Genomic DNA, 21,657 nt, shown 5'->3' on the forward strand with positions numbered 1-21,657 from the left:
AGTCCGTGACCGGCGACTCGGGAATCCCGCTGGTCGCAGGGTCCTGTCGCGTCCGCCAACCCTTCCCCCGGAAAACTGTTCGTCGCCATTACACCGGATCGGCTCCAGGCACTCAGCCGTCTCGCCGAGACACCGACAGAACTCCAGCGGTTTGTCCCGCCCGCACGTACGAGGCCGACCCGGAGTTCGCCGCCCACCACGACGGCGTCCGCGCCGGCCTCGCCACCTGGTGCCGTCACCTCGTCGACGCCGACGCGCGCGCCCACGGCATCGACCCGGACACCGCGACCTGGGAGCAGAGGTCCTGAGAAGCCACCTCCCATCGCACCGGCCGACCAGGGGTGAACCGCACGCCGTGCGGGGCTACTCGGTGCGGGGCCGCGGCCGCGGGGCGGGCTGTTCGCCCGAGCCCCGGACGATCAGACGGGTGGGGACGGTGAGGGTGCGGGCGCGGCCGCGGTCGCCGTCGAGGCGGGCCAGGGCGGTGGTCGCGGCCACCCGGCCGAGCTCCTCCGCGTCCTGGGCGACGACGGTCAGGGCCGGCTCCAGTGTCTCGGCGAGCGCCACGTCGTCGAAGGCGACGACCGCGACCTCCTTGCGCTTGCTGCGGGCGAGTTCGGCCACTATGCCCAGCGCCATGATGTTGTTGCCCGCGAACAGGGCGGTGGGGGGATCGGCCAGACCGAGGAGCTGGGCGGTCGCGGCCTCGGCACCCGACTGGTCGTGGGCGTTGGCCATGAGGGCGCGGTCGTAGGGGATGCCGGCCTCCGACAGCGCCGCGCGGTAGCCCGCCTGGCGCTCACGGCGGGTGTACAGCTTCGGGGGCAGGTCGCCGACGAAGCCGATCCTGCGGTGCCCGTGGGCGATGAGGTGCGCGACGCCCTCCTGGGCCCCGGCCCGGTTGGAGCTGACGATGCTGTCGGTGACCAGGCCGACTCCGGGCCGGTCGAGGAAGACCACGGGCAGTCCCGCCGTGCGCTGGGACTTGAGGTGGGAGTGGTCGGCGCCCACGGACGGGACGACGATCAGGATGCTGACGCGGCGGGCGAGGAACTTGTCCGTGAGGGCGCGTTCCCGTTCCGGGTCGTCCGCGGAGGAACCCATGAGCAGGGTCAGTCCGCGGTCGCCGACGGTGTCCTCGATGGCCCGGGCCACCGCCCCGAAGAAGGGGTTGGCCAGGTCGGGGATGACCAGACCGATGGTGGTGTCCGGGCCGCCGACGCGGATGTTGCGGGCCATGAGGTTCGGCTGGAAGCCGAGCTTCGCCACTGCGGCCTGTACCTGTTCCCTGGTCCGCGCGGAGACGGGGCCGTCCTCGTTGAGGACCCGGGAGACCGTCTTGGCGCTGACCCCCACCTCTCGGGCGACATCGGCCAGGGTGGGGCGGCGGTTCGCTGCCATGGAGGAAACCGTCTCCTGAAGGGCTCTCCTCTCCGGCCGCGGCCTTCGGCCGGAGACGGGAGAGCGGGGTTGGGCTGTCAGGTGGCCCGGACGCCGGCGGCCTTCGCGGCCTCCGAATCCGCAACGACAGTATCTCCGGCCGCGTCGACGGTGAGTGCGCCGGTCATGATGGCGACGACCTCGGCCATGGAGTAGTCGGAGGGCTTGATCACGGCGGCCCGCCGGCCCAGCCGGTGGACGTGGATTCGGTCCGCGATCTCGAAGACATGGGGCATGTTGTGGCTGATGAGGACCACGGGCATGCCCTTGTCGCGGACCCGGCGGATCAGATCGAGGACCTGGCCCGACTCCTTGACGCCGAGGGCGGCGGTCGGTTCGTCCATGACGACCACCGAGCGGGCCCAGGCCACGGCGCGGGCGACCGCGACCGCCTGGCGCTGTCCGCCGGAGAGGGTCTCCACCGACTGCGTGAGCGAGCGCAGACCGATCTTGAGGTCGGCCATGTGCTCGGCGGCCTCCTGCCGCATGCGCTTCTTGTCGAGCATGCGGAAGGCGGTGCCGAGGACACCGGGGCGACGCAGTTCACGACCGAGGAACATGTTCGAGGCGATGTCCATCGACGCGGCGACCGCGAGGTCCTGATAGACCGTCTCGATGCCGTGGGCGCGTGCGCTCTGCGGGCCGGAGAAGGTGATGGGCTCGCCGTTCAGCCGTATCTCGCCCGCGTCCGGGACGACGGCGCCGGTCAGCGCCTTGATGAGGCTGGTCTTGCCGGCTCCGTTGTCGCCGATGACGGCGAGGACCTCACCGGGCAGCAGATCGAAGTCGGCGCCGTCGATGGCGGTGACGTGTCCGTACCGCTTGACGAGGCCGCGGGCCTGGAGCACGGGCGTGGGGGCGGGGGTCGCGGTCATCGTGCCTTCTTCCGGGAGATCTGGTCGACGGTCACCGCGAGGATCACCAGGACACCCGTGATCAGGGTCTGGTAGATCGAGGCGACCCCCATCAGCTGGAGCCCGTTGCGGAACACACCGACGATGAGGACGCCGATGAAGGTGCCGAGGACCGAACCGCGGCCGCCGAAGAGGCTGGTGCCGCCGAGGACCACGGCGGTGATGCTGTCGAGGTTGTCGGTCTGCCCGGCCTGCGGGTCGCCGACACCGGTGCGGGAGATGAGCAGCAGGGCGGCGACCCCGTACAGCAGACCGGCCACCGTGTAGACGCCGACGGTGAGGCGGGAGGTGCGGATGCCGTTCAGCCGCGCGGCCTCGGCGCTGTTGCCCAGGGCGTAGACGTGGCGGCCCCAGCCGGTGCTGCTCAGCGCGTAGGCGAACAGCAGGAACAGGGCGATGGTCACCAGGGAGCCGTAGGTGATGTCCGTGTGGCCGAGGGGGAAGGTCTCGCCGAGGGCGGTCAGCGGGCCGGGCAGATTGCTGACCGTCTGCTCCTCGGAGTAGATGTGCGTCAGCGCGAACGCCACATTGAGCATGCCGAGGGTGACGATGAACGGCGGCAGCGGGATCTTCTGCACCAACAGGCCGTTGAGCAGCCCGAAACCGCCGCAGACGACCAGGCCCAGCGCGATCGCGACCAGCGGCGGGACGGAGCCCTCGGCCGCCATCTTGGCGATCACGATGCTGCCGAACGCCATCACCGCACCGCACGACAGGTCGATCCCGGCCGTGAGGATGATCAGGGTCTGCCCGATGGCGAGGGTGCCCACGACCATGACCTGCTGCACGATCAGCGAGAAGTTGCCGCCGGTGAGGAACTGGTCGGTCGAGAACGAGAAGAAGGCGCAGGCCAGGAGAAGGGCGGCCAGGGGGCCGGTGGTCGGTGCCGTGAGCAGTCTGCGGACCGTGGTCGGCGCTTTGAGCTCCGAGTACGGCGATGTCGTCGCTGTCATGCGAAGTCCTTGTCGGAAGACAGAAGTCCTGGTCGGAGGACGTGGCGTCCTGGTCGGAGGACGAGGGGGGAAGCCCCCGCCACCGGGGCGGGGCGGCCGTCCCCGGTCAGGGAGAGGGCGGCCGCCCCGCTGAGGGCGGTGGCGGGGTCGTACGGTCCCGGGAGGCTCAGCCCCAGCAGTTCTCCAGGCCGTAGGCGGTGTCCTTCGACGCGACCCCGTCCTGTGCCTTGTCGGTGATCAGCGTGACGCCGGTGTCCGTGTAACCGGACGCCTTCTTGCCGTCCTTGGCGTACGTCACGACGGCCTTCACACCCTCGGCGGCCATCTTCAGCGGGTACTGCTGCGACGTCGCGGCGATCTTGCCGTCCTTGACGGCCTGGGTGCCGGTGCAGCCGCCGTCGACGGAGACGATCAGCACGTCCTTCTCGCGGCCCTTGGCCTTCAGCGCGGTGTAGGCGCCGAGGGCCGCCGGCTCGTTGATGGTGTAGACGACGTTGATGTCGGGGGCCTTCTGCAGGCAGTTCTCCATCGCGGTCTGGCCCTTGGCCTGGTCGCCGCCGGTGTCCTGGGCACAGACGACGTCCTTGTCCGAGGCGCCGAAGCCCTTCAGGAAACCGTCGTGCCGCTGGACGCCGACCGAGACGCCCGGCGCCAGGTCGAGGGTGGCTATCTTCGCCTTCTTGCCCTTCATCGCGGCCTTGGCGTACTCGCCGATCAGCTCGCCGGCCTTGAGGTTGTCGGTGGCGAAGAGGGCGTCGACGGCCTTCTCCGGGTCGGTCGGGGTGTCCAGCGCGATGACCAGGACGCCCTTGGCGCGGGCCTTCTCGATCGCGGGGACGATCGCCTTGGAGTCGCTCGGGGTGATCAGGATGCCCTTCACGCCGGCGGCGACCATGTTCTCCAGAGCGGTCACCTGGCCGGCGTTGTCCCCGTCGAACTTGCCTGCCGCGGTGGACAGTTCGGCGCCGTTCTCCTTGGCGGCCTTCTCCGCGCCCTCCTTCATCTTGACGAAGAACGGGTTGGTGTCGGTCTTGGTGATCAGGCCGACCTTGACGGTTCCGGAGCCGGAACCCGAGGAGGAGTCCGAACCGGAGCCGGAGCCGCAGGCCGTCAGCGTGAGGGCCGCGACGCCCGTGACCGCGGCCGCTCGGAGGAGGGAGGAGGACAGGCGAGTGGTGCGAGACATGATCGACTCCTGTGGGATAGCGAGCGGCACGGGGCTGGGTGATCGGAACATGCCGCCCCGGGTGTCATCGTTGACTTATGTCATCGTTGACACTGCATGGCGAGGATGATGGACTCCGGATCCGGGCAACGTCAATGCCTTCCACCCGTCACAAATCGGCAACGTACGAAGCCGTCGTCTCCGTACGCCGGTGAGCCCCCTGTCGCCGCGTCGGCCCTTTCGCCCGGTCCTTCCGAGCCTTCTTCGAGAGAGAGCAGCCCATGAGCCCGAGTCGGATCACTGTGCTGGGAGAGTGCGTCGCGGACGCCTTCACCGAGCCGGCCCACGCTCCCGATGAACTCGCTCTGCGGGTGCTGCCCGGCGGCGGACCCGCGAACACGGCCGTGGCCCTGGGCCGGCTCGGGACCCCGGCCCGCTTCCTCGCCCGACTGTCGGGGGACGTGTTCGGCCGGCTGTTCCGGGGGCACCTGGAGGCGTCCGGCGTCGACCTCTCGTACGCCGTCGCCGCCGCCGAGCCCAGCACGCTGGCCGTGGCGGAACTGGACGCCACCGGGCAGGCCGCGTTCTCCTTCCACGCCCAGAACACCGCCGACTGGCAGTGGACCCCGGAGGAACTGGCCCGGGTGGACCTGTCGGGGACGGCCTGTGTGCACACCGGCTCGCTGGCGCTGGTCCGCGAGCCCGGCGGGGCGGTGGTGGAACGGTTCCTGGAGACGGCGGCCGACCATGCCACCGTCAGCATCGACCCCAACGTCCGGCCGCTGCTGGTGGATCCCGAGGTCTACCGCGCCCGGCTGGCGCGCTGGTGCGGTCTCACCGACATCCTGCGACTGAGCTCGGACGACCTGGACCTGCTGCTGCCGGGCACCTCGCCCGAGCGGGCCTGCGACACCTGGCACGCCGCGGGGGTACGGCTCGTCGTGATCACCCTCGGCGCCGACGGAGCCCTGGCCTCGCTCGACGGCGAACGGGTACGGGTGCCCGCGGTGGCCACCCGCGTCGTCGACACGGTCGGCGCGGGCGACTCCTTCACGGCCGGCCTCCTGCACCACCTCGGCACCCTTGGTCTGCTCGGTGGCCGACTGGACGGGGTCGGTCTCGACGAGGTCGCCGAGGCGTGCCGGTTCGGCGCCCGGGTGGCGGCCCTGACCTGCTCGGTCGCGGGCCCCAACCCGCCGTGGCGGGAGCAGTTGACGGAGCTCGCGCCCGCCGTGGGCACCTGAGCCGCGGGGCGGGCCGTACGGGCGATTCCCCGCGGGCCGTTGACGTGCCCACCGGATCTCGCCCATCATCGGGCCACTCGATGTCATCGATGACATTGGCCGACGGGCACGGCCGTCCGGGATGAACGCCCTGGCCGGGGCGGTGACGGCGGCCCCGGCCCGGGTTCGGCGACGACAGGCTCGTTCCGTGGACGAAACGCCACAAGCGGGCTTTTCGGGACGCCGGTTCGGGCCGTGGACACGGGCCCCGACGCGACACTCACCCCTGGAACGACAAGGACACGCCATCGTGAAGAAGACGCTGCTCGCCGAGTTCACCGCCCGTGAGGGGGCGCGGGACGAAGTGGCCCGCATGATCGGGGAGTACGCCCTGAAGGTGCGCGAGGAGGAAGGCAACCTCGCCTTCGAGGTCTACACCAAGGCGGCCGCACCGCGCGCCTTCTGGATCTTCGAGGTGTACCGGGACGAGGACGCCTTCCAGGCCCATCTGAACGCCCCCTACGGCGGCCCGTTCAACGCCGCGCTCGCGCCGCTGATCGAGGAGGACGCCTCCGTGCTCACGTTCCTCGACCCGCTGGCGTGACCGGGCCGGGTGCGGTGGGCCGCGGGGTGCCACGGGCGGGTCGGGTCGACCCGCCCGGGACCGGGTGCGCCGCCGGTCGTCCGGGTCAGCGCTGGGTGTAGATGAAGCCGATCTTGTCGGCCTCGTCGCCCGCGCGGCCGTGGAAGCCGGCGATCTGCCAGCCCGACGGTGCCGTGCGCGTCACACACGTCGAGGTGGTGGTGCCCCCGGCCAGGGTGCGGCCCTGGTTGGTGGTGAACCTGGCGGAGAAGATCCGGGTGCGGCCGTCCTTCTGGCCCTGGCACAGGGTGGCCGAGGTGAGGTACTCGCCGCTGCCCAGCGCGAGGGAGGACGCGGTGCCCCCGGTGCCGCCGTGGGTGAGCGTGGTGCCGTTCGCGAGGGTGAGGCTCAGCTGGTCCACGCGGGAACCGGCGCGCAGGGCGACGGTGGTGGCGCGGGCCCCGGCCGGCACGCTGCCGATGTCGTTGAAGTAGTCGCCGTGCGGGCCGCCGAACTGGTCGCTGAGCTGGAAGGCGGCGTTGCGCGACCAGGAGAAGTCCACCGTGAGCGGGTCGTGGTCGGAGAGCATCAGACCGCCGTCGGTGAGGAACTTGGCGTGCTCGTTGTTGTAGCGCGTCGCGTTCAGCGAGACGAGCTTGCTGCCCCGGTAGAGGATCTTGTCGACGACCTCGCAGGTGTTGGGCACGGTCGTCCCCGTCTGGTCGCAGACCAGGGCGTCACTGCCCTTCGCGGGGGCCACGCCACCGCGGATCAGCTTGACCCACGGGTCGGTGAGGCCGTTGGCGGCGGCGAACTCGGCGATGGTGTCGCCGGAACGGGTGTACCGGGTGTTGGTGTCGCCCATGACCACGACGGCGTTGCCCGCGGAGTGCGAGGCGATGAAGTCGGTGAGCTGGCTGAGGTTGGCCCTGCGGGCGGCGAGGTCGTCGTCGTTGGTGCCCGCGTTGGTGTGCAGGTTGTAGAAGTCGACGTAGACGCCCTCGGCGAGGCGCTCGCGCATGAAGGTGAAGCCCTTGGGGGTCAGGCAGTCGCCCGAGCCCAGGGTGCAGTTGTTCCAGCGCACCCGCTCGAAGTCGTCCTCGTCGTAGGGGAGTTTCGAGAGCGAGTTGAGTCCGCTGCCGACGCCGGCGCCGCCGCTGGTGGGGGTGCGGTACGGGTGCGCGGTGTCGGCGGCGTAGAGGAGGGCGTGGTAGTTGAAGTCCTCCTGGGCGTGGACGACGTCGTACGACGCGATCCGCTGACCGATCGTCGTGGTGCTGGACTCGCGGGGCGTCGGTGCGCTGGATATCGCCTCGGGCAGGCCCGCGACGTTGTAGCTGAGGACGTTGAAGGTGCCGGAGTCGGCGGCCGCGGCGGCCTGGGCGGAGGGGGCGGCCACGGTGAACCCGCCGAGGACGGCGGCCGCCGTCGTCAGACAGGCGAGGAGTCTGTGCATGGGGAGTCTCTCCTGGGGAGTGAACTGGGGCTGGGGGCGGGGGCTGGGGCTGTGGGGGCTGGGGAAAGCGGTTGCCGGACGATCGTGGCTGAAGTTACCCCCGGTTACCCGTGTCGTGTCGAGAGTTCGGGCGGCATTCGCGGAGAGTTGCCGAGGTGTACGCCTGTGTTCGGCGGCTCGACCAGGGCGTGAGGGGGCGTATGAGGCGTATGAAGGCGTATGAGGGCGTGTGATGCTGACGGCATGACTGAGCAGCGCGAGATCGCGGTGGTCCGCAGGCCCGGGCACGACCCCGGTGACGAGGGCGGCCTCGCCCGGTTGCTCGCGGACTACCACCTGCGGACCGAGGCGGAGAAGGGCCGGGCCGTCACCGGCGTGGACGGGCTGCCCGACCGCTACCGGGCGGAGATCACGGATCCGCGGACCGCGTTCGCCGCCGATGTCGTGCTGCTGGCGACGAGTGAACAGGCCGCGGTCGGCTGCCTCGTGGTGACCGCGCCCGTCGACGGCTGCTCCGAGATCAAGCGGCTCTGGACGGATCCCGCCCATCGCGGCAGGGGCGTCGCGTCCCGCCTGATCGAGACCGCGGTGGCGCACGCCCCGGAGAGCGGGGTGAGCACCCTGCGGCTGTCGGTGTGGCAGTGGCGCACCGGAGCCATCGCCCTCTACGAACGGCTCGGCTTCACGATCGCCGAGTCGTGGGACGCGCGCGATCAGCTGGTGTGCATGCGACGGGGGGTGTGAGGGGGCGGAGGTGTGAGGGGTACCGGGTCGACGTCGGACGCCGGGCGCCCGCTGTTCCGCAACTGGCCCGACGGGCGGGCCGCCATGTGATCGAGCAGGTCGCCCTCTGCGCCACGGGCCGCGCCCAGCTCACCCTCGGCGAACGCGCCCGAGCCCCGCGGAGCTTCGACGGCGCGTTGCGGGTCATGGCAGCCGGCGCGGCCCACGGGAACGCCGAGCGGGAGACTCCCTGCTGGCCGGGCGCAGGCGCTGCGGGCCCTGAGCCGCCTCGACCCGGCGCGGTCGGCGTGCGGAGCGCTGCTCCGGCAGGCCGCCCAGCGCATCGACGCGTACGGGCTGCTCCAGGCCTCGCCGAGTACGAGTACGGGTACGGGCATGTCCCGCGGGCCCTCGGGGACGACGGGGTGGCCCGGAGTCACTGGCGCGGCGCGCTGACCGCCCTGGAGGGCACGGACGCGCCGGTGCTCCGCCAACTCCGTTCACCGAAGCGGTAGTTCAGCCACGACGGCCGTTCGGCACGAGGGTGAGGCGACCGTTGCCGTGCAGGGGCCCCTCGCGTGTGGCGGCCTTCAGCGTGCGTCGGTCGCCGAAGGGGCAGTGGACGGGGTCGGCGCCGCCGAGGGCTCCTCGGTCGGGGAGGACGCGCCCGGCTGCGCGGACGGGCCGGTGGAGGAGTCCTCCGCGGGATCGGGAACGGGGGTGGCGGACGAGGGCGATCCGGAGTCGGGCCGCGTCGGTGAGGGCGACCCCGCGCGGGGGTGCGTGGGAGCGGGACTGCTCAGCGGTGGCGGGGCGAGCGGCGGCGACGGGGGCGTACGCGTCCCGGACGTGGCGAACAGCGTCGGGACGGTGATGAGGGCGGCCACCGCGCAGGTGACGGCGGTTCCGGCGGCCGCACGCAGCAGTCGGCGGCGGGCCGCGGCGCGGCGGATCGCCTCGTAGCGGCCGGACGGCGGCCCGAGGTGCTCGGCGGGTGGGCGCAGGACGACGGCCAGCGGATCGTCGGGCTCGAACTCCGGGCCGTCGTCAGCGTGTGTGATCAAGGCTTCTCCTCAGATGGGCGCGGAGCAGTTCGCGGGCCGCGTGGAGATCGGCCTTGACGGTTCCCTCCTTGCGTCCGGTCAGGACGGACACCTCCCGGATCGGCATGTCAGCGTAGTAGTGCAGCAGGATCGGGACACGCAGTCGCTCCGGCAGCGACTGCACCAGCAGCCGCACCGAGGGGTCGGCCTGCTCGGCGTGATCGCCCTGCGGGCGCACCGCCGCCTCGGCCGTGGCCCGGTGCATCGCCCGGCGTTCCCGTTCGAGCTTGCGCCAGTGGTCCCGTACGAGGTTCGCCGCGGTGACGTAGAGGAAGCCGTGGGGTTCGGCGACGGAGGTCCAGCGGGCCCAGAGCCGGGTGAACGCCTCCGACGCGATCTCGTGGGCCGTCTCGTCGTCGTCGACCAGCCTGCGGCACCAGCCGGCGAGGCGGGGGTAGAGGGCGGCGAACAGTTCGGACGCGGCCTTCTCACGGGACCGTTTCAACGCTCTCCAGGGTCGTGGGCTCGTCATGCCGTGCGGGCCGTCGTACGGGAAGGGATGAGGCCCGCCACGGGGGTGCCCGTACGGGCGGGCGGCGGGGGAGGGGCGACCGGTCACGACATCGGCTCGCCCGTACGGCCGGTGGCGCTCAGCGTCGCGAAGACGATCACGTTGTCCCGGTACTCCTCGCCGGAGCGGGGGCCACCGCACGTGATGAGACGGAGTTCGGGGCGGTCCACGTTCCCGTAGACCTCCGCCGCCGGGAAGTCGGCCTTGGCGACGGTCCGCACACGGTCGACGGTGAACTCCGCCGTCGAGCCGTCGGCCCGGCGCGCGGTGATCCGCGCGCCGCGCCGCAGCCGCGCGAGCCGGCGGAAGACACCGTCGCCGTAGGCCCCGACCGTGACGTGCCCGAGGATCACCGAGGGGCCGGTCTGACCCGGTGTCGGTGAGTGCCGGTACCACCCCGCCCGGTCGTGCTCCGCCACCGGCGGCACCTCCACGCTCCCGTCCGCCGCCAGCCCCAGCCCCATGACCGGCGTGTCCACCCCGATGGCCGGGATCAGCAGCCTGACCGGCACGGAGCGCGCCAGCGGCGACGGCGACCCGCCCGAGGAGGACGACCGACGGGCCGCGTCCGACGAGAGGGGAGACGGGGCTGTGTCGACCGGTGGACCGCCCGAGTCCCGGCCCCCGGCCCCGCCGCTCCCCCGACACCCGACGAGCAGCGAGGCCGCCGCCACGGCGACGAGGGAGCGTCGGGAGAGCGCCCCGGTGGGCGGTGTCATGCCGTGTCGCCCCGGCGGCGCCGGACGAGGACGATCGCGCCGGCCCCGCCGACGAGGGCCGCGACGGCGCCCGAGCCGATGAGCACCGCTCCGGTCCCGGACCCGTCCGACTCCGCCGCCTCCCCGGTGTCGGGCGCCCCGCTCGGCACCACGGAGACCTGGCTGGGCACCGGAGACGCATCGGTGGCGTCCTCGGCCGGCTCGGGGGTGGTCGAATCCTCGGCGGGCCCGGGCGTGGTCGAATCCTCGGCGGGCCCGGCGGTGGACGGCACGGGCGTTGCGGTGGAGGTCGCCGACCGGGGCGCGGCGGACGGTGCGGTGTCGTCGGCGAACGCGGGCAGCGCGCCGGCCAGGACGGCGGTGCAGGCCAGGGCCGCGGCACTGAGGACGGTACGGCGCATGAGTCGCTCTCTCTCGTCGGGCCGCCCGGACGGTGACCCGGCGGGGCGGCGTTGCGGATCGAGCGGAGAGACGAGACAGCGACCGACCCCGTTGTAAAGAGATGGCAAAGTCGTTGTCGCGGGCCGGAGTCGGCCCGCCACCGCGACCCACCTCTCGGTACGGCGACCGCGGCACCCTGGTCGCAGTGGGTCCCACGGGTCACACGAGGAACAGCAGTTCCACGGCGACCACCACGTCCACGACTCCGCACCACTCGGCGAAGGTGGGCGCGACGACACCGTCGAGCCGACGCACCCGCAGATGGGCGAAGTCCCAGACACCGTGGAGGAACCAGCCGGCGGCCACCAGGTACCGGCCCACGTCGGGGTCCAGCACCAGACCGGTGAGCGCGAGCGCGCCGAACACGACCGCGCCGGCCGCCTGGACGCCAAGGAGGGGCCGTCCGTGGGGAGTTCCGCGCGCGGCGCCCCACAGCAGTACCGCCAGCGCGACGCCCACCATGACACCGGCCGGTGAGACGACGTCCAGGAGTTGCAGGGCGAACGCGAACACCACGCCCGCCCCCAGCACGGGCCAGGTCGCCTTCGCCCTCCCCGCCTGATGGACGACCACGTACAGCAGCGGGAGGAGCGGCAGGAACTCCCCGTATCCGCGGACGGCACCGGCCGCTTCCTCCGACCCGCCCAGCACCAACCCGGGCACCGTCAGGGCGAGCGCGAGGGCCGTGGGCCAGCGCCGCAACAGCGCCCGGCCCGGCCGCCGCTCCTGGGACACGTCGCTGGAACTGGAGGAGGTCGTGGCACACATGGAGGTCTCCTGAGACACGAGGGAACGGCCATGAGAGGCGTCTGGCCGGGGCGAAGGGGGCGGGGTTCTTCCCCCGGCCCTCAGACTGCTCCCGCGCCGACGCCGCCAGTAGTGCCGTATCCGCACGCCCGCGCATGGCGTTGTCACGTCTCCGCGTGACATCTGTCATGCGGGGGCACGGCCGTACGACAATGACCGGGTGCGGGACGGGGAGAGCGAGCGCGGGGCGGAGCTGACGGGCTTCCGTCGTCTCACCTGGTGGACGGTGCCGGGGACCACCGTGTGCCTTCTGGTGCTGTTCTACGGCGAGTGGGTCCTGGACCCGGACGTGCCCGCCCGGGCGCGCGTTCCGGTCGCCGTCGCCCTCGTGGTCGACACGGTCGCCGGCGCGGTCCTGCTCGGCCGGCCGCTGAGCCCGTCGACGGCCGCCGACGGCGCCCACCCTCCGCGCCCGCCACGGCATGCGCTGGTGACCCTGGTCGTCGCCACCGTCGTGCTCGCGGCCCTTCCACTGGCCCGGCGGGCCTACGAGCTGTGGGCGGTCGCCCCCGCCGTCACCACGGCCGTCTGCGCGACCTTCCTCCGCCCCCGCCACCGCAGGTTCCTGCTCGCCGGCGCGGTGCTCCTCGCCACGCTGCCGGGCGCCGCGGTCAGTCTGTCCGCCGGTGACGGGGAGCTGCCGTACGCCGCGCTCTTCCCGGCCGGGCTCGTCGCCTTCACCGCGTGGACGGTGCTCGGCCCCCTGTGGGCCTGGAACATCGCCGGACGCCTCGACCGGGCGCGACGCCTGGAGGCCGAGCTGGCCGTGCGGGACGAACGGCTCCGCTTCGCCGCCGACCTGCACGACATCCAGGGCCACCACCTTCAGGTCATCGCCCTGAAAAGCGAGTTGGCGGCGCGGCTCGTGGAACGGGACCCCGCGCGGGCCGCCGCCGAGATGCGCGAGGTACGGCAGTTGTCGGCCGACGCCCTGCGCGACACCCGGGCCGTGGTGCGGGGTTACCGCAGGACCACCCTCGACGACGAGATCGCCAACGCCGGGAAGGTGCTGGCCGCGGCCGGCATCGACACCCGCACGTCCCGCGAACCCGCCGCCCCCGGCCACGACCTGGCCGACCTCACCCGCCATCTGCTCGGCCTGGTCATGCGGGAGGCCACCACCAACGTCCTGCGCCACAGCCGCGCCCGGTACGCCGAGATCGACCACCGGGTCACCGGCGACCGCGCCCGGCTGCGCGTGGCCAACGACGGCGCCGACGAGCGCCCCGGCAGCGGGGACGGCACCGGCCTGACCGCCCTCGCCGAGCGACTGGGGGCAGCCGGCGGCGAGTTGACGTGGCACCGCGACGGCGACCGCTTCGAGGTCACGGCCGTACTGCCGCTCGGCCGGGCCGACGCGACCCCCGAACCCCTGAAGGAAGTGGCCCGATGATCCGGCTCCTCATCGCCGACGACGAGGACCTCCTGCGCGGCGCCCTCGCCGCGCTGCTCGCCCTGGAGGACGACCTGCGGGTGGTCGCGGAGGCCGCCACCTCCACCGACGCGGTCCGGCTCGCCCGTGAACACCGCCCGGACATCGCCGTGCTCGACCTGGAGATGCCGCCGACCGACGGACTGCGCGCCGCCGAGGAGATCGGCGCCGAACTGCCCACGCGCACCGTCATCGTCACCCGGCACGCCCGGCCCGCCGTGCTGCGCCGGGCCCTCGCCGCCGGAGTGCGGGGCTTCGTCCCCAAGACCACCCCGGCCGCCCGGCTGGCGGAGATCCTCCGCGAGGTCGCCGCAGGACGCCGCTATGTCGACCCCGACATCGCCGCGTCCGCGCTCACCGAGGACGACTGCCCCCTCAGCGACCGCGAACTCCAGGTTCTGCGCGCCGCCCGCACCGGAGCCTCCGTCGCCGAGATCGCCACCGAGGTCCATCTGGCCCAGGGCACCGTCCGCAACTACCTCTCGGCCGCGATGTCCAAACTGGGCGCCCCCACGCGCCACGCCGCGGCCCACCACGCGTGGCAGCAGGGCTGGATCTGATCCGGCCCCCGAGCCCGTGCCGTCAGTACACGTCCCGCACGTACCGCTTCTCGTTCGCCAGCTGCTTCACGTACGCTGCGGCCTCCGCCTCGCTCAGCCCGCCGTGGGCGACCGCGATGTCCCGCAGCGCCCGGTCGACGTCCTTCGCCATGCGGGAGGCGTCGCCGCAGACGTAGAAGCGGGCGCCGTCCTGGAGCCAGTGCCACAGCTCGGGGCCGTGCTCACGCATCCGGTCCTGCACGTACACCTTCGCCCGCTGGTCCCGTGAGAACGCGGTGTCCAGCCGGTCCAGCACCCCCACCCGCCGCAGCTCCGTCAGCTCGTCCTCGTAGTAGAAGTCGGTGGCCCGGTGCTGCTCGCCGAAGAACAGCCAGTTGGGCGCCCGGTGGCCGAGAGCCTGCCGCTCCTGGAGGAAGCCGACGAAGGGGGCGACGCCGGTGCCGGGGCCGACCATGACCATCGGGGTCGTGGCGTCCGCCGGCGGCCGGAAGTGCGGTGACCGCTGCACGAACACCGGCACCTCCAGCCCCGCCTCGCCGTCCGCGAGGAACGGTGAGCAGACCCCACCGCGCGGCTGCCCGCGCAGGTTCTCGTACCGCACGACTGACACGGTCAGCGACACCTCGTGCGGGTCGACGAGCGGGCTCGACGAGATGGAGTACAGCCGGGGCTGGAGCCGCTTGAACACCCCGGCCCACTCGGCCGCACAGGCCCGCACCGCGAACTCGGCGACCACGTCCACGGCCTGCCTGCCCCACGACCACTGGGCGAGCCCGTCCTTGTTGTCGGGCCGCATCAGCTTCTTCAACTCCCGGTTGTCCCGCGTCCGTTCGGAGACGAAGCGAAGCAGGTCCGGGGTGATCCGGGTGATGTCGAGATGCCGGTGCAGCGCCTCGGCGAAGGGCACCTCGCCGACACCGGCGACCTCCACGGCGGCCGAGCCGTCCAGACCGGTCACCGCCAGCCATTCCGAGACCAGGCCGGGGGAGTTGACCGGCCGCACCCCGAGCGCGTCACCCGCCTCGTAGGTGAGCCCCGTCCCCTTCGTGTCGAAGGTGAACCGGCGTACCTCCTTGCCCGCCCCCGGCAGGCTGAGCAGCCGGTTGCCGACCAGCCGGGCGTGCGCGGGCGCGGGCCGGGCGGACCGGGGCGCGACGGGCGCGGAGAGGGGGGCCGTGACGGGGGCTGTGCCGGGCGCGGTCTGCGGGCCCGCCTCCGTCAGTCCCCGTGCAGCGGTGGTCTCCGTCCCGGTGCCGAGCGCGGTGAGCACCTGGCCTAGCCAGGCGTCCGCCGACGGCTCGTAGTCCGGCTCGCAGTCCGTGCGGGGCGCCAGCCGCACCGCGCCCAGCTCGTCGAGCCGGGCGTCCAGCCGCCGGCCGTGCCCGCAGAAGTCGTCGTACGACGAGTCGCCGAACGCCAGCACCGCGTACCGCACACCGTCCAGCCGTGGTGCCTCCCGGTCCGTGAGCGCCTCCCAGAAACCGGAGCCGTTGTCGGGTGCGTCCCCGTCGCCGAAGGTGCTCGTGATGAGCAACAGGTCCGCGCCGCGCGGCAGTTCGGACGGGGCGGCCTCGTCCATGCCGACCAGCGTCGCCCGGTGCCCCGCCGCGCCCAGATGCTCGGCCGCGGCCACCGCGAACTCCTCCGCGGTGCCGGTCTGCGAGGCCCACAGCACCACGACGTCCCGCCCGGCCGCCCCGGCCGTGGGGACGGCCACGGGCGCCGCGGACCGCGAGTACATTCCGGCGAGCACCCCGTTCACCCACAGCGCGTGCTCGGGGCTGAACGGCGCGTCCGGCGGCAGCACGGGCACCCCGGTGACCCCGGACCCGAGCCCGGCGAGGAACCCGGTGAGGTACTGGCGCTCCTGGGCGGAGAGCACGGGCGGAGGAGCGGGTGCGAGCCCGAAGGGATTGGCGCCAGGCGCGACCGCGGTCGGGACGAGCGCCTCGGCCGTGTGAGCCGTGCCCGTCCGGGTGTCGACCGCGCCGGCCGCGACCGGCTGGGTCCCGGTCGGCGACGGCGCGGGCGCCGCCACCTTCGTCAGCCCCACCGCGCACACCTTCAACTCCGGCTGGAACGACAGCGGGTCCACCGCGTCGCTGGTCACCGCGTTGATGCTCAGATACTCCCCGAACAGGTCGTTCCAGTGGAACGGCGCGAACAGGCACCCCGGCCGCACCCGGTCCGTCACGACCACCGGCAGCACGGCCCGCCCCCGCCGCGAGGCGACCTCGACGAAGTCGCCGTCGGCGACGTGCAGCGCCTGCGCGTCCCGCGGATGCACCTCCACGAACGGCCCGGGGTTCAGCCGGTTGAGCTTGGCGACCCTGCCCGTCTTCGTCAGCGTGTGCCACTGGTGCTGCAACCGCCCGGTGTTGAGCACGAACGGGAAGTCGTCGTCCGGGAGTTCGGCGGGCTCCATGTGCGGCCGTGCGTGGAACACGGCACGCCCGCTCGCGGTGGGGAACGTCAGCCCGCCGTCCGCGTCCACGTACCGGATCGGGTTCCGCGCCGGTCCGGTCTCCTCCGCGGCCGGCCACTGCACCGTCGTCGACCGCAGCCGCTCGTACGTCACTCCCCGCAGATCCCACCCGGTCTTCGGGTTCCACGCCTGCTTGATCTCCTCGAAGACCTGCTCGGCGCTGTCGTACGAGAAGCCCTTCTCGAAGCCCATCTCCCGTGCGACGGCGGCGATGATCCGCCAGTCCGCCATCGCCTCGCCCGGTGGGTCGGCGGCCGCGGAGGCCAGCGTCAGATTCCGCTCGCTGTTGACGAGGACGCCCTCGGACTCGGTCCACAGGGCCCCGGGCAGCACGACATCGGCGTACGCGTTGGTCTCGGTGTCGGCGAACACGTCCTGCGTGACGACGAACTCCGCGGCCTCCAGCCCCTCGATCACGGTCTTCCGGTTGGCGACGGAGGCGACGGGGTTGGTGCAGATGATCCAGCACGCCTTGATCTCGCCGTCGGCCATCCTCCGGAACATCTCGACGGTGCCCTTGCCGAAACCGTCCGGGCGCAGCGTGTCCGGCGCCAGCCCCCACAGTTCCTCGACGAACGCCCGCTCCTCGTCCACGAGCACCGACCGCTGGCCCGGCAGCCCCGGCCCCATGTAGCCCATCTCGCGCCCGCCCATGGCGTTGGGCTGCCCGGTCAGCGAGAACGGCCCGCTGCCCGGCCGGCAGATGGCGCCGGTCGCCAGATGCAGGTTGACGAGGGCGTTGGTGTTCCAGGTGCCGTGCGTGGACTGGTTGAGCCCCATGGTCCAGCAGCTCGTCCACTCGGCGGCCTCGCCGATCAGCCGCGCGGCCTCGCGGATGTCGTCCGCCACGAGCCCGGTGACGGAGGCGACGGCGTCCGGCGCGTAGTCGGCGAGGAAGTCAGGCATCGCCTCCCAGCCCTCGGTGTGGGCGGCGATGAACTCCGGGTCGGTGTGCCCGTTCGCGTGCAGCAGATGCAGCAGCCCGTTGAGCAGCGCGAGGTCCGTACCGGGGCGGATCTGGAGGAACAGGTCGGCCTTCTCGGCGGTCGCCGTCCGCCGCGGATCGACGACGATCAGCTTCGCGCCCGCCTTGACCCGGTCCATCATCCGCAGGAAGAGGATGGGGTGGCAGTCGGCCATGTTCGAGCCGATCACGAGGAAGACGTCCGCCTTGTCGAGGTCCTCGTACGAGCCGGGCGGCCCGTCGGCGCCCAGCGACAGCTTGTAGCCGGTGCCGGCGCTCGCCATGCACAGCCGGGAGTTCGACTCGATCTGGTTGGTGCGGATGAAGCCCTTGGCCAGCTTGTTCGCCAGGTACTGAGCCTCCAGGCTCATCTGGCCGGACACGTAGAACGCGAACGCGTCGGGCCCGTGTTCGTCGATGATCGCGCGCAGCCGCCGGGCCGTCTCGGAGAGGGCGTCCGCGACCGGCACGGGCACCGGCTCGTCACCCCGGTCGTCCCGTACGAGGGCCGTGGTGAGCCGGCCGGGCGCGGCCAGCATGTCGGCGGTCGTCGCGCCCTTGGTGCACAGTCGGCCGAAGTTCGCCGGGTGGGACTTGTCGCCGGTCGCCCTCAGGACCGTGCGCCGCCCGTCGGGACCCGTCCCGACGTCCAGGAGCATGCCGCAGCCGACACCGCAGTACGAGCACACGGTCCGCACCTGGGTGGTGGTGCTCGGCGGGCCCTGCGCGACCACGGGCGGCCCCTCTCTGTCGGCGTGCGGGGTGTCCGGTCCCCTTCTGGTACGGCGGCCGGACTGCTTCCGCTCAGCGTCCTGATGGCCGCCGGGCAGGCTCGATCGTACGAATTGCCCATTACGTCGATGTCACATGACCTGATCATGAGGGGTTACGCCCACCACACACCGTCCTGCGCGGGGCTGTGAGGCCACGATCCGGCGAGACGTCGGAGGGGGTCTCGCGGCCCGCCTCCCGGCCCACCTCGCGGTCCGTGTCGCTGTTGGGCCGAACGGGTGACCATGCGTAAGAATTGGTCGATGCAGTCAATCAGTGTGAGCCAGGGGGAAGGCCGGTGAACAGGGTGAACAGCCACGATGTCACCGACGAACAGTGGGAGGGGCTCGCACAGGTCGTGCCGCTGCGGGGCCGGGACGCCTGGCCGTCCGCGGTCGACCACCGGACCATACCGGAGGCCGAGACGGAGGCCCGGCGCCGTTTCGTCGTCCTGCGCGTCAATGTCTTCGCGGACGCCCGCGACGTCGCCGAGACGCTGATGGCGGGCATTCCGGTCCTCCTCGACCTCTCCGGCGCGGAGACCGAGGTGGCCAAGCGAGTCCTCGACTTCAGCACCGGCGTCGTCTTCGGCCTCGCCAGCGGAATGCACCGAGTCGACCGCAACGTGTTCCTCCTCACACCCCACGGCATGGAGGTCCGAGGCCTGATGGAGAACGCGGGAGTCCCCGGAGTCTGAACTCTCACCGGGAGTCGCTCGGAGCGCCCACCACACGCGCGGCGCTCCGAGCGGCTCCGGGCCCCGGGGGCGGCCCGCCGGGGGGCGGCGGCACCGATGGCGGTGCCCACGCGGGCCAGCGTCCCGCCCCTCCGCCGGGCCTCGAGCCACCCCCGGCCGCAGCGAGGCCGAACGCCGCACGGCGGCAGTTCCCGCCGGCGGTGACCCGCCAGCCGGGGGCAAGCCCCCGGGCCCCCGCCGAGCCCTCGCCCCGGCCCGCTGGCCATCCCCTCCGAAGGGGCGAGTCGATACGTCGGCGGCCTGTGGCCTGCGGCCGACGTTCGGCGGCCTGTCTCCAGGGTGAGCCCCCGCCCTCGCAGGTACCGCCTGCTCCGGCCGCCGGTGTCCCGCCCCGTGGGGGAGGCGTCCGCCCCGCCCCCCGCGGTCGCCCTCCCCGCGTCATTGCCTGTGCCCGAACCCGGATGGCGTGCCCCGGCCTGCCGTCGGCCCGGCGAATCCCTGATTCCCGCCGGATTCCCGCCGGCTTCCCAACGTCGGGCCCGGTTGGGTTCCGAGCAACGGGCGCCCCTGGCAAACGAGGGGCGGATGCCGCCCAGCGGTCCGGGCGCTGCCCAAGCCGTCCGCCGGCGCCACCGAGCCATCGGGCCGACGCCCCCAGCCCACCTCCCGGCGGTGTGAGCCGTCACCCGAGTGCTGCCCCCGGCGCTCCGCAACCCCAGCCCCATCGCCCGGGTTTCCCCCAATCCTTCACCGGGCGTTTCCGGCCCCCCTTCACCCCGCGCTCGCCGACCCTCGCCGGCGCTCCCGGAACAACCAAGGCGCGTCCCCGTGTGGAAGCGCTCCCTCGAACGTAGGAAGATCCACGTGGTGGAACGGTTCGTCTGGCGCGGCGCCCCCTACGGTCCGCATATGACCGTGTCACCCTCGTCGCCGGTGCGGCCCGGCGCCGACGCCGGTGTCCGCCCGGAGCGGCCGAGCGTCACCGAACTGCGGCTCTCGGCCTTCGCGGGCCACCGCGGCACCGCCTTCCCGCTCGGACCGCTCACCCTCCTCACCGGGCCCAGCGGCAGCGGCAAGACGACGGCGCTCAGAGCGTACGAGGCGCTCGCGCGGCTCGGCGGCGGCGCCCGCCTCGACGAGGCGTTCCCCGACCCGCACGGATGCGTGCCCGAGCGGGCCCGCCCGGACACCCAGCGCCGCCGCGGCTTCCGTCTCGGCTGCACCGCCGACGGCCCCGAGGGCCCCATCCGGCTCGACATCGCCGTCCAGGCAGACCCCGAACTCCGCGTCGTCGGCGAGCGGTTGACCTCCGGCGGGCTGACCCTCCTGGAGACCGCGCTGGTCGACCCGAGCCGCCCCGTCGTCCAGGCCGCCTGGCACACCGCGGGCGCGTCCCCCGTCACCCGCGGCCCCCTGCCCGACGACCGCCTCGGCACCGCCCTGCTTCCCCTGCGCGTCGCCGGCAAGACCGACGGTCAGCGCCGGGTCCTCGCCGCCGCCGAACAGATGGTGGTCGCCCTCCGCTCGGTCTTCGCCTGCGACCCGCGCCCCCGCCGTATGCGGGCCGCCGTACCGCTCGGCTCCGGCCGCCTCCTGCGCGGCTGCGACAACCTCGCCGACGTGCTGTATCGCACGCGCACGGAGTGCGGCCGACGCCACGCGCAACTCGTCGCGGCAGTCCGGGACGGCTGCGTGGGACCGGTCGCCGATCTCCTCGCCGAACCCGCTCCGGGAGGGAACGGGCACGGGGACGCACCCAGGGCCGCGCACGGGGCCGGCCACGGAGTCGGCCACGGACGGGGTCGCGGACCCGGTCTCGGGAGCGGACCCGGTCACGGGAACGGGGCAGGTCACGGGGGCGGAGCAGGTCACGGGGGCGGGACCGGCCCCGCCCTGGTGCGGGCGGTGCTCGACCGTGGCGACGGCGTGCGGACACCCCTCGCCCTCCTCGGCGACGGCGAGCTGCGGTATCTCGCCCTGGCCCTGGTGCTGTTCACCGGCCCCGGTGTACTGGAGGTCGACCCGGTCGCCGAGGTCCCGGCGGCGCTCCAGACACTGACCGTCCTGGCCGACGGCCTCGACCGCTGCCTCGACCCCCGCCAGCGCGCCCAACTCCTGTGCGTGGCGGCCCGCATGGGCGAACGCGGCCACATCCGGCTGGTGGGCGCGGTGAGCGACGCGTCCTGGGCCGCCGGGGTCCCCGGGGCGACGGTGGTACACCTGGACCGTGAAAGATCCTGAAGCCCCGGACGGACTCGACGTCCCCACCCTCCAGCGTCGCCTCGCCGACTTCGCGGCCGCCCGGAACTGGGCGCCGTACCACACGCCGAAGAACCTGGTCTCCGCCCTCAGCGTCGAGGCGTCCGAACTCGTCGAGATCTTCCAGTGGTTGACGCCCGAGGAGTCGGCCCGGGTGATGTCGGACCCCGACACCGCCCACCGGGTCACCGACGAGGTCGCCGACGTCCTCGCCTACCTGCTCCAGCTGTGCGAGGTGCTGGACATCGATCCGCTGGCCGCACTGGACGCGAAGATCGACCGCAACGAACGGAGGTTCCCGGCGCCGGAAGGCCCGTGAAGCCGAGCCACCCCACCCGTATGTGACTCTCCGTAGTCGAAATGCGGTGCTCTGCCGACTTGTTATCCACAGATTTCCGGCTTCCTCTGGCTTTCTGTCTCAGTCACCCTCACTGTGGGTAATGAACGGACA

Annotated in this window: 19 protein-coding genes and 1 pseudogene; 9 read left to right on the forward strand and 11 right to left on the reverse strand. The window is 72.9% G+C overall.

What is annotated here, in order from left to right:
• Nucleotides 1–149 precede the first annotated feature (149 nt).
• Nucleotides 150–308 (forward strand): annotated as a pseudogene (locus tag SMA5143A_RS43650) (MerR family transcriptional regulator); the annotation flags it as partial.
• A 55-nt stretch (nt 309–363) separates the two neighbouring features.
• On the opposite strand, the gene SMA5143A_RS00735 reads toward SMA5143A_RS43650, so the two are convergent.
• The 4 genes from SMA5143A_RS00735 to SMA5143A_RS00750 form a co-directional block, all read right to left on the reverse strand.
• Entirely contained in the window at nt 364–1,401 is a 1,038-nt protein-coding gene (locus SMA5143A_RS00735) for a LacI family DNA-binding transcriptional regulator (protein ID WP_107460848.1), read from the reverse strand.
• A gap of 77 nt (nt 1,402–1,478) precedes the next feature.
• Entirely contained in the window at nt 1,479–2,315 is an 837-nt protein-coding gene (locus SMA5143A_RS00740) for an ATP-binding cassette domain-containing protein (protein WP_055712371.1), read from the reverse strand.
• Nucleotides 2,312–3,307, reverse strand: coding sequence for an ABC transporter permease (locus SMA5143A_RS00745; RefSeq protein WP_107460849.1), 996 nt, complete (start codon nt 3,305–3,307; stop codon nt 2,312–2,314). The genes SMA5143A_RS00740 and SMA5143A_RS00745 overlap by 4 nt, the downstream gene beginning before the upstream one ends.
• A gap of 166 nt (nt 3,308–3,473) precedes the next feature.
• Nucleotides 3,474–4,493 (reverse strand): sugar ABC transporter substrate-binding protein, encoded by a 1,020-nt coding sequence (locus tag SMA5143A_RS00750; RefSeq protein ID WP_107460850.1) that lies wholly within the window; start codon nt 4,491–4,493, stop codon nt 3,474–3,476.
• 260 nt (nt 4,494–4,753) lie between these two features.
• On the opposite strand from SMA5143A_RS00750, the gene SMA5143A_RS00755 reads away from it, so the two are divergent.
• Both SMA5143A_RS00755 and SMA5143A_RS00760 read left to right on the forward strand, forming a co-directional pair.
• Nucleotides 4,754–5,716, forward strand: coding sequence for a carbohydrate kinase family protein (locus tag SMA5143A_RS00755; RefSeq protein ID WP_107460851.1), 963 nt, complete (start codon nt 4,754–4,756; stop codon nt 5,714–5,716).
• Nucleotides 5,717–6,005: 289 nt separating this feature from the next.
• Nucleotides 6,006–6,299, forward strand: coding sequence for a putative quinol monooxygenase (locus SMA5143A_RS00760; RefSeq protein WP_107460852.1), 294 nt, complete (start codon nt 6,006–6,008; stop codon nt 6,297–6,299).
• Between the two features lie 85 nt (nt 6,300–6,384).
• Here SMA5143A_RS00760 and SMA5143A_RS00765 read toward each other — a convergent pair whose 3' ends face one another.
• Nucleotides 6,385–7,734 (reverse strand): jacalin-like lectin, encoded by a 1,350-nt coding sequence (locus tag SMA5143A_RS00765; protein WP_107460853.1) that lies wholly within the window; start codon nt 7,732–7,734, stop codon nt 6,385–6,387.
• A gap of 243 nt (nt 7,735–7,977) precedes the next feature.
• Between SMA5143A_RS00765 and SMA5143A_RS00770 the strand changes: the two genes are divergently transcribed.
• Nucleotides 7,978–8,478: a GNAT family N-acetyltransferase gene (locus SMA5143A_RS00770; RefSeq protein ID WP_107460854.1), complete on the forward strand. Its 501-nt coding sequence runs from the start codon at nt 7,978–7,980 to the stop codon at nt 8,476–8,478.
• 569 nt (nt 8,479–9,047) lie between these two features.
• Here the strand turns inward: SMA5143A_RS00770 and SMA5143A_RS00775 are convergent.
• The 5 genes from SMA5143A_RS00775 to SMA5143A_RS00795 form a co-directional block, all read right to left on the reverse strand.
• Complete coding sequence (locus SMA5143A_RS00775) at nt 9,048–9,521, reverse strand: hypothetical protein (RefSeq protein WP_107460855.1); 474 nt, start codon at nt 9,519–9,521, stop codon at nt 9,048–9,050.
• The gene (locus tag SMA5143A_RS00780) at nt 9,505–10,005 is read right to left on the reverse strand and encodes an RNA polymerase sigma factor (protein ID WP_107460856.1); all 501 of its coding nucleotides are present in this window, start codon (nt 10,003–10,005) and stop codon (nt 9,505–9,507) included. The genes SMA5143A_RS00775 and SMA5143A_RS00780 overlap by 17 nt, the downstream gene beginning before the upstream one ends.
• A 110-nt stretch (nt 10,006–10,115) precedes the next feature.
• Complete coding sequence (locus tag SMA5143A_RS00785; RefSeq protein ID WP_107460857.1) at nt 10,116–10,790, reverse strand: class F sortase; 675 nt, start codon at nt 10,788–10,790, stop codon at nt 10,116–10,118.
• Nucleotides 10,787–11,191, reverse strand: a complete 405-nt coding sequence (locus tag SMA5143A_RS00790) for a Tat pathway signal sequence domain protein (protein ID WP_107460858.1) — start codon at nt 11,189–11,191, stop codon at nt 10,787–10,789. The genes SMA5143A_RS00785 and SMA5143A_RS00790 overlap by 4 nt, the downstream gene beginning before the upstream one ends.
• A gap of 199 nt (nt 11,192–11,390) precedes the next feature.
• The gene (locus tag SMA5143A_RS00795; RefSeq protein WP_107460859.1) at nt 11,391–11,999 is read right to left on the reverse strand and encodes a hypothetical protein; all 609 of its coding nucleotides are present in this window, start codon (nt 11,997–11,999) and stop codon (nt 11,391–11,393) included.
• A gap of 199 nt (nt 12,000–12,198) precedes the next feature.
• Between SMA5143A_RS00795 and SMA5143A_RS00800 the strand changes: the two genes are divergently transcribed.
• A complete protein-coding gene (locus SMA5143A_RS00800) occupies nt 12,199–13,431 on the forward strand; it encodes a sensor histidine kinase (RefSeq protein ID WP_107460860.1) in 1,233 nt (410 codons plus the stop codon).
• The gene (locus SMA5143A_RS00805) at nt 13,428–14,030 is read left to right on the forward strand and encodes a response regulator transcription factor (RefSeq protein WP_055716860.1); all 603 of its coding nucleotides are present in this window, start codon (nt 13,428–13,430) and stop codon (nt 14,028–14,030) included. The genes SMA5143A_RS00800 and SMA5143A_RS00805 overlap by 4 nt, the downstream gene beginning before the upstream one ends.
• Before the next feature lie 22 nt (nt 14,031–14,052).
• Here the strand turns inward: SMA5143A_RS00805 and SMA5143A_RS00810 are convergent, their stop codons facing one another.
• Nucleotides 14,053–18,213 carry a bifunctional nitrate reductase/sulfite reductase flavoprotein subunit alpha gene (locus SMA5143A_RS00810; RefSeq protein ID WP_107460861.1) on the reverse strand — a complete coding sequence of 1,387 codons (4,161 nt, stop codon included), beginning with the start codon at nt 18,211–18,213 and terminating at the stop codon, nt 14,053–14,055.
• Between the two features lie 344 nt (nt 18,214–18,557).
• Here SMA5143A_RS00810 and SMA5143A_RS00815 point away from each other — a divergent pair, with 344 nt between their 5' ends.
• From SMA5143A_RS00815 to SMA5143A_RS00825, 3 genes are all read left to right on the forward strand, one after another.
• Nucleotides 18,558–18,947 carry a cell division protein SepF gene (locus SMA5143A_RS00815; RefSeq protein ID WP_107460875.1) on the forward strand — a complete coding sequence of 130 codons (390 nt, stop codon included), beginning with the start codon at nt 18,558–18,560 and terminating at the stop codon, nt 18,945–18,947.
• A 909-nt stretch (nt 18,948–19,856) separates the two neighbouring features.
• Entirely contained in the window at nt 19,857–21,188 is a 1,332-nt protein-coding gene (locus SMA5143A_RS00820; protein ID WP_107460876.1) for an ATP-binding protein, read from the forward strand.
• On the forward strand, nt 21,175–21,525 hold the full coding sequence (locus SMA5143A_RS00825; protein WP_107460862.1) for a nucleotide pyrophosphohydrolase: 351 nt from the start codon (nt 21,175–21,177) through the stop codon (nt 21,523–21,525). Before SMA5143A_RS00820 ends, SMA5143A_RS00825 begins: the two co-directional genes overlap by 14 nt.
• Nucleotides 21,526–21,657 lie beyond the last annotated feature (132 nt).

Origin of the sequence: Streptomyces sp. MA5143a (assembly GCF_900290235.1) — a bacterium.
Classification (GTDB): domain Bacteria; phylum Actinomycetota; class Actinomycetes; order Streptomycetales; family Streptomycetaceae; genus Streptomyces.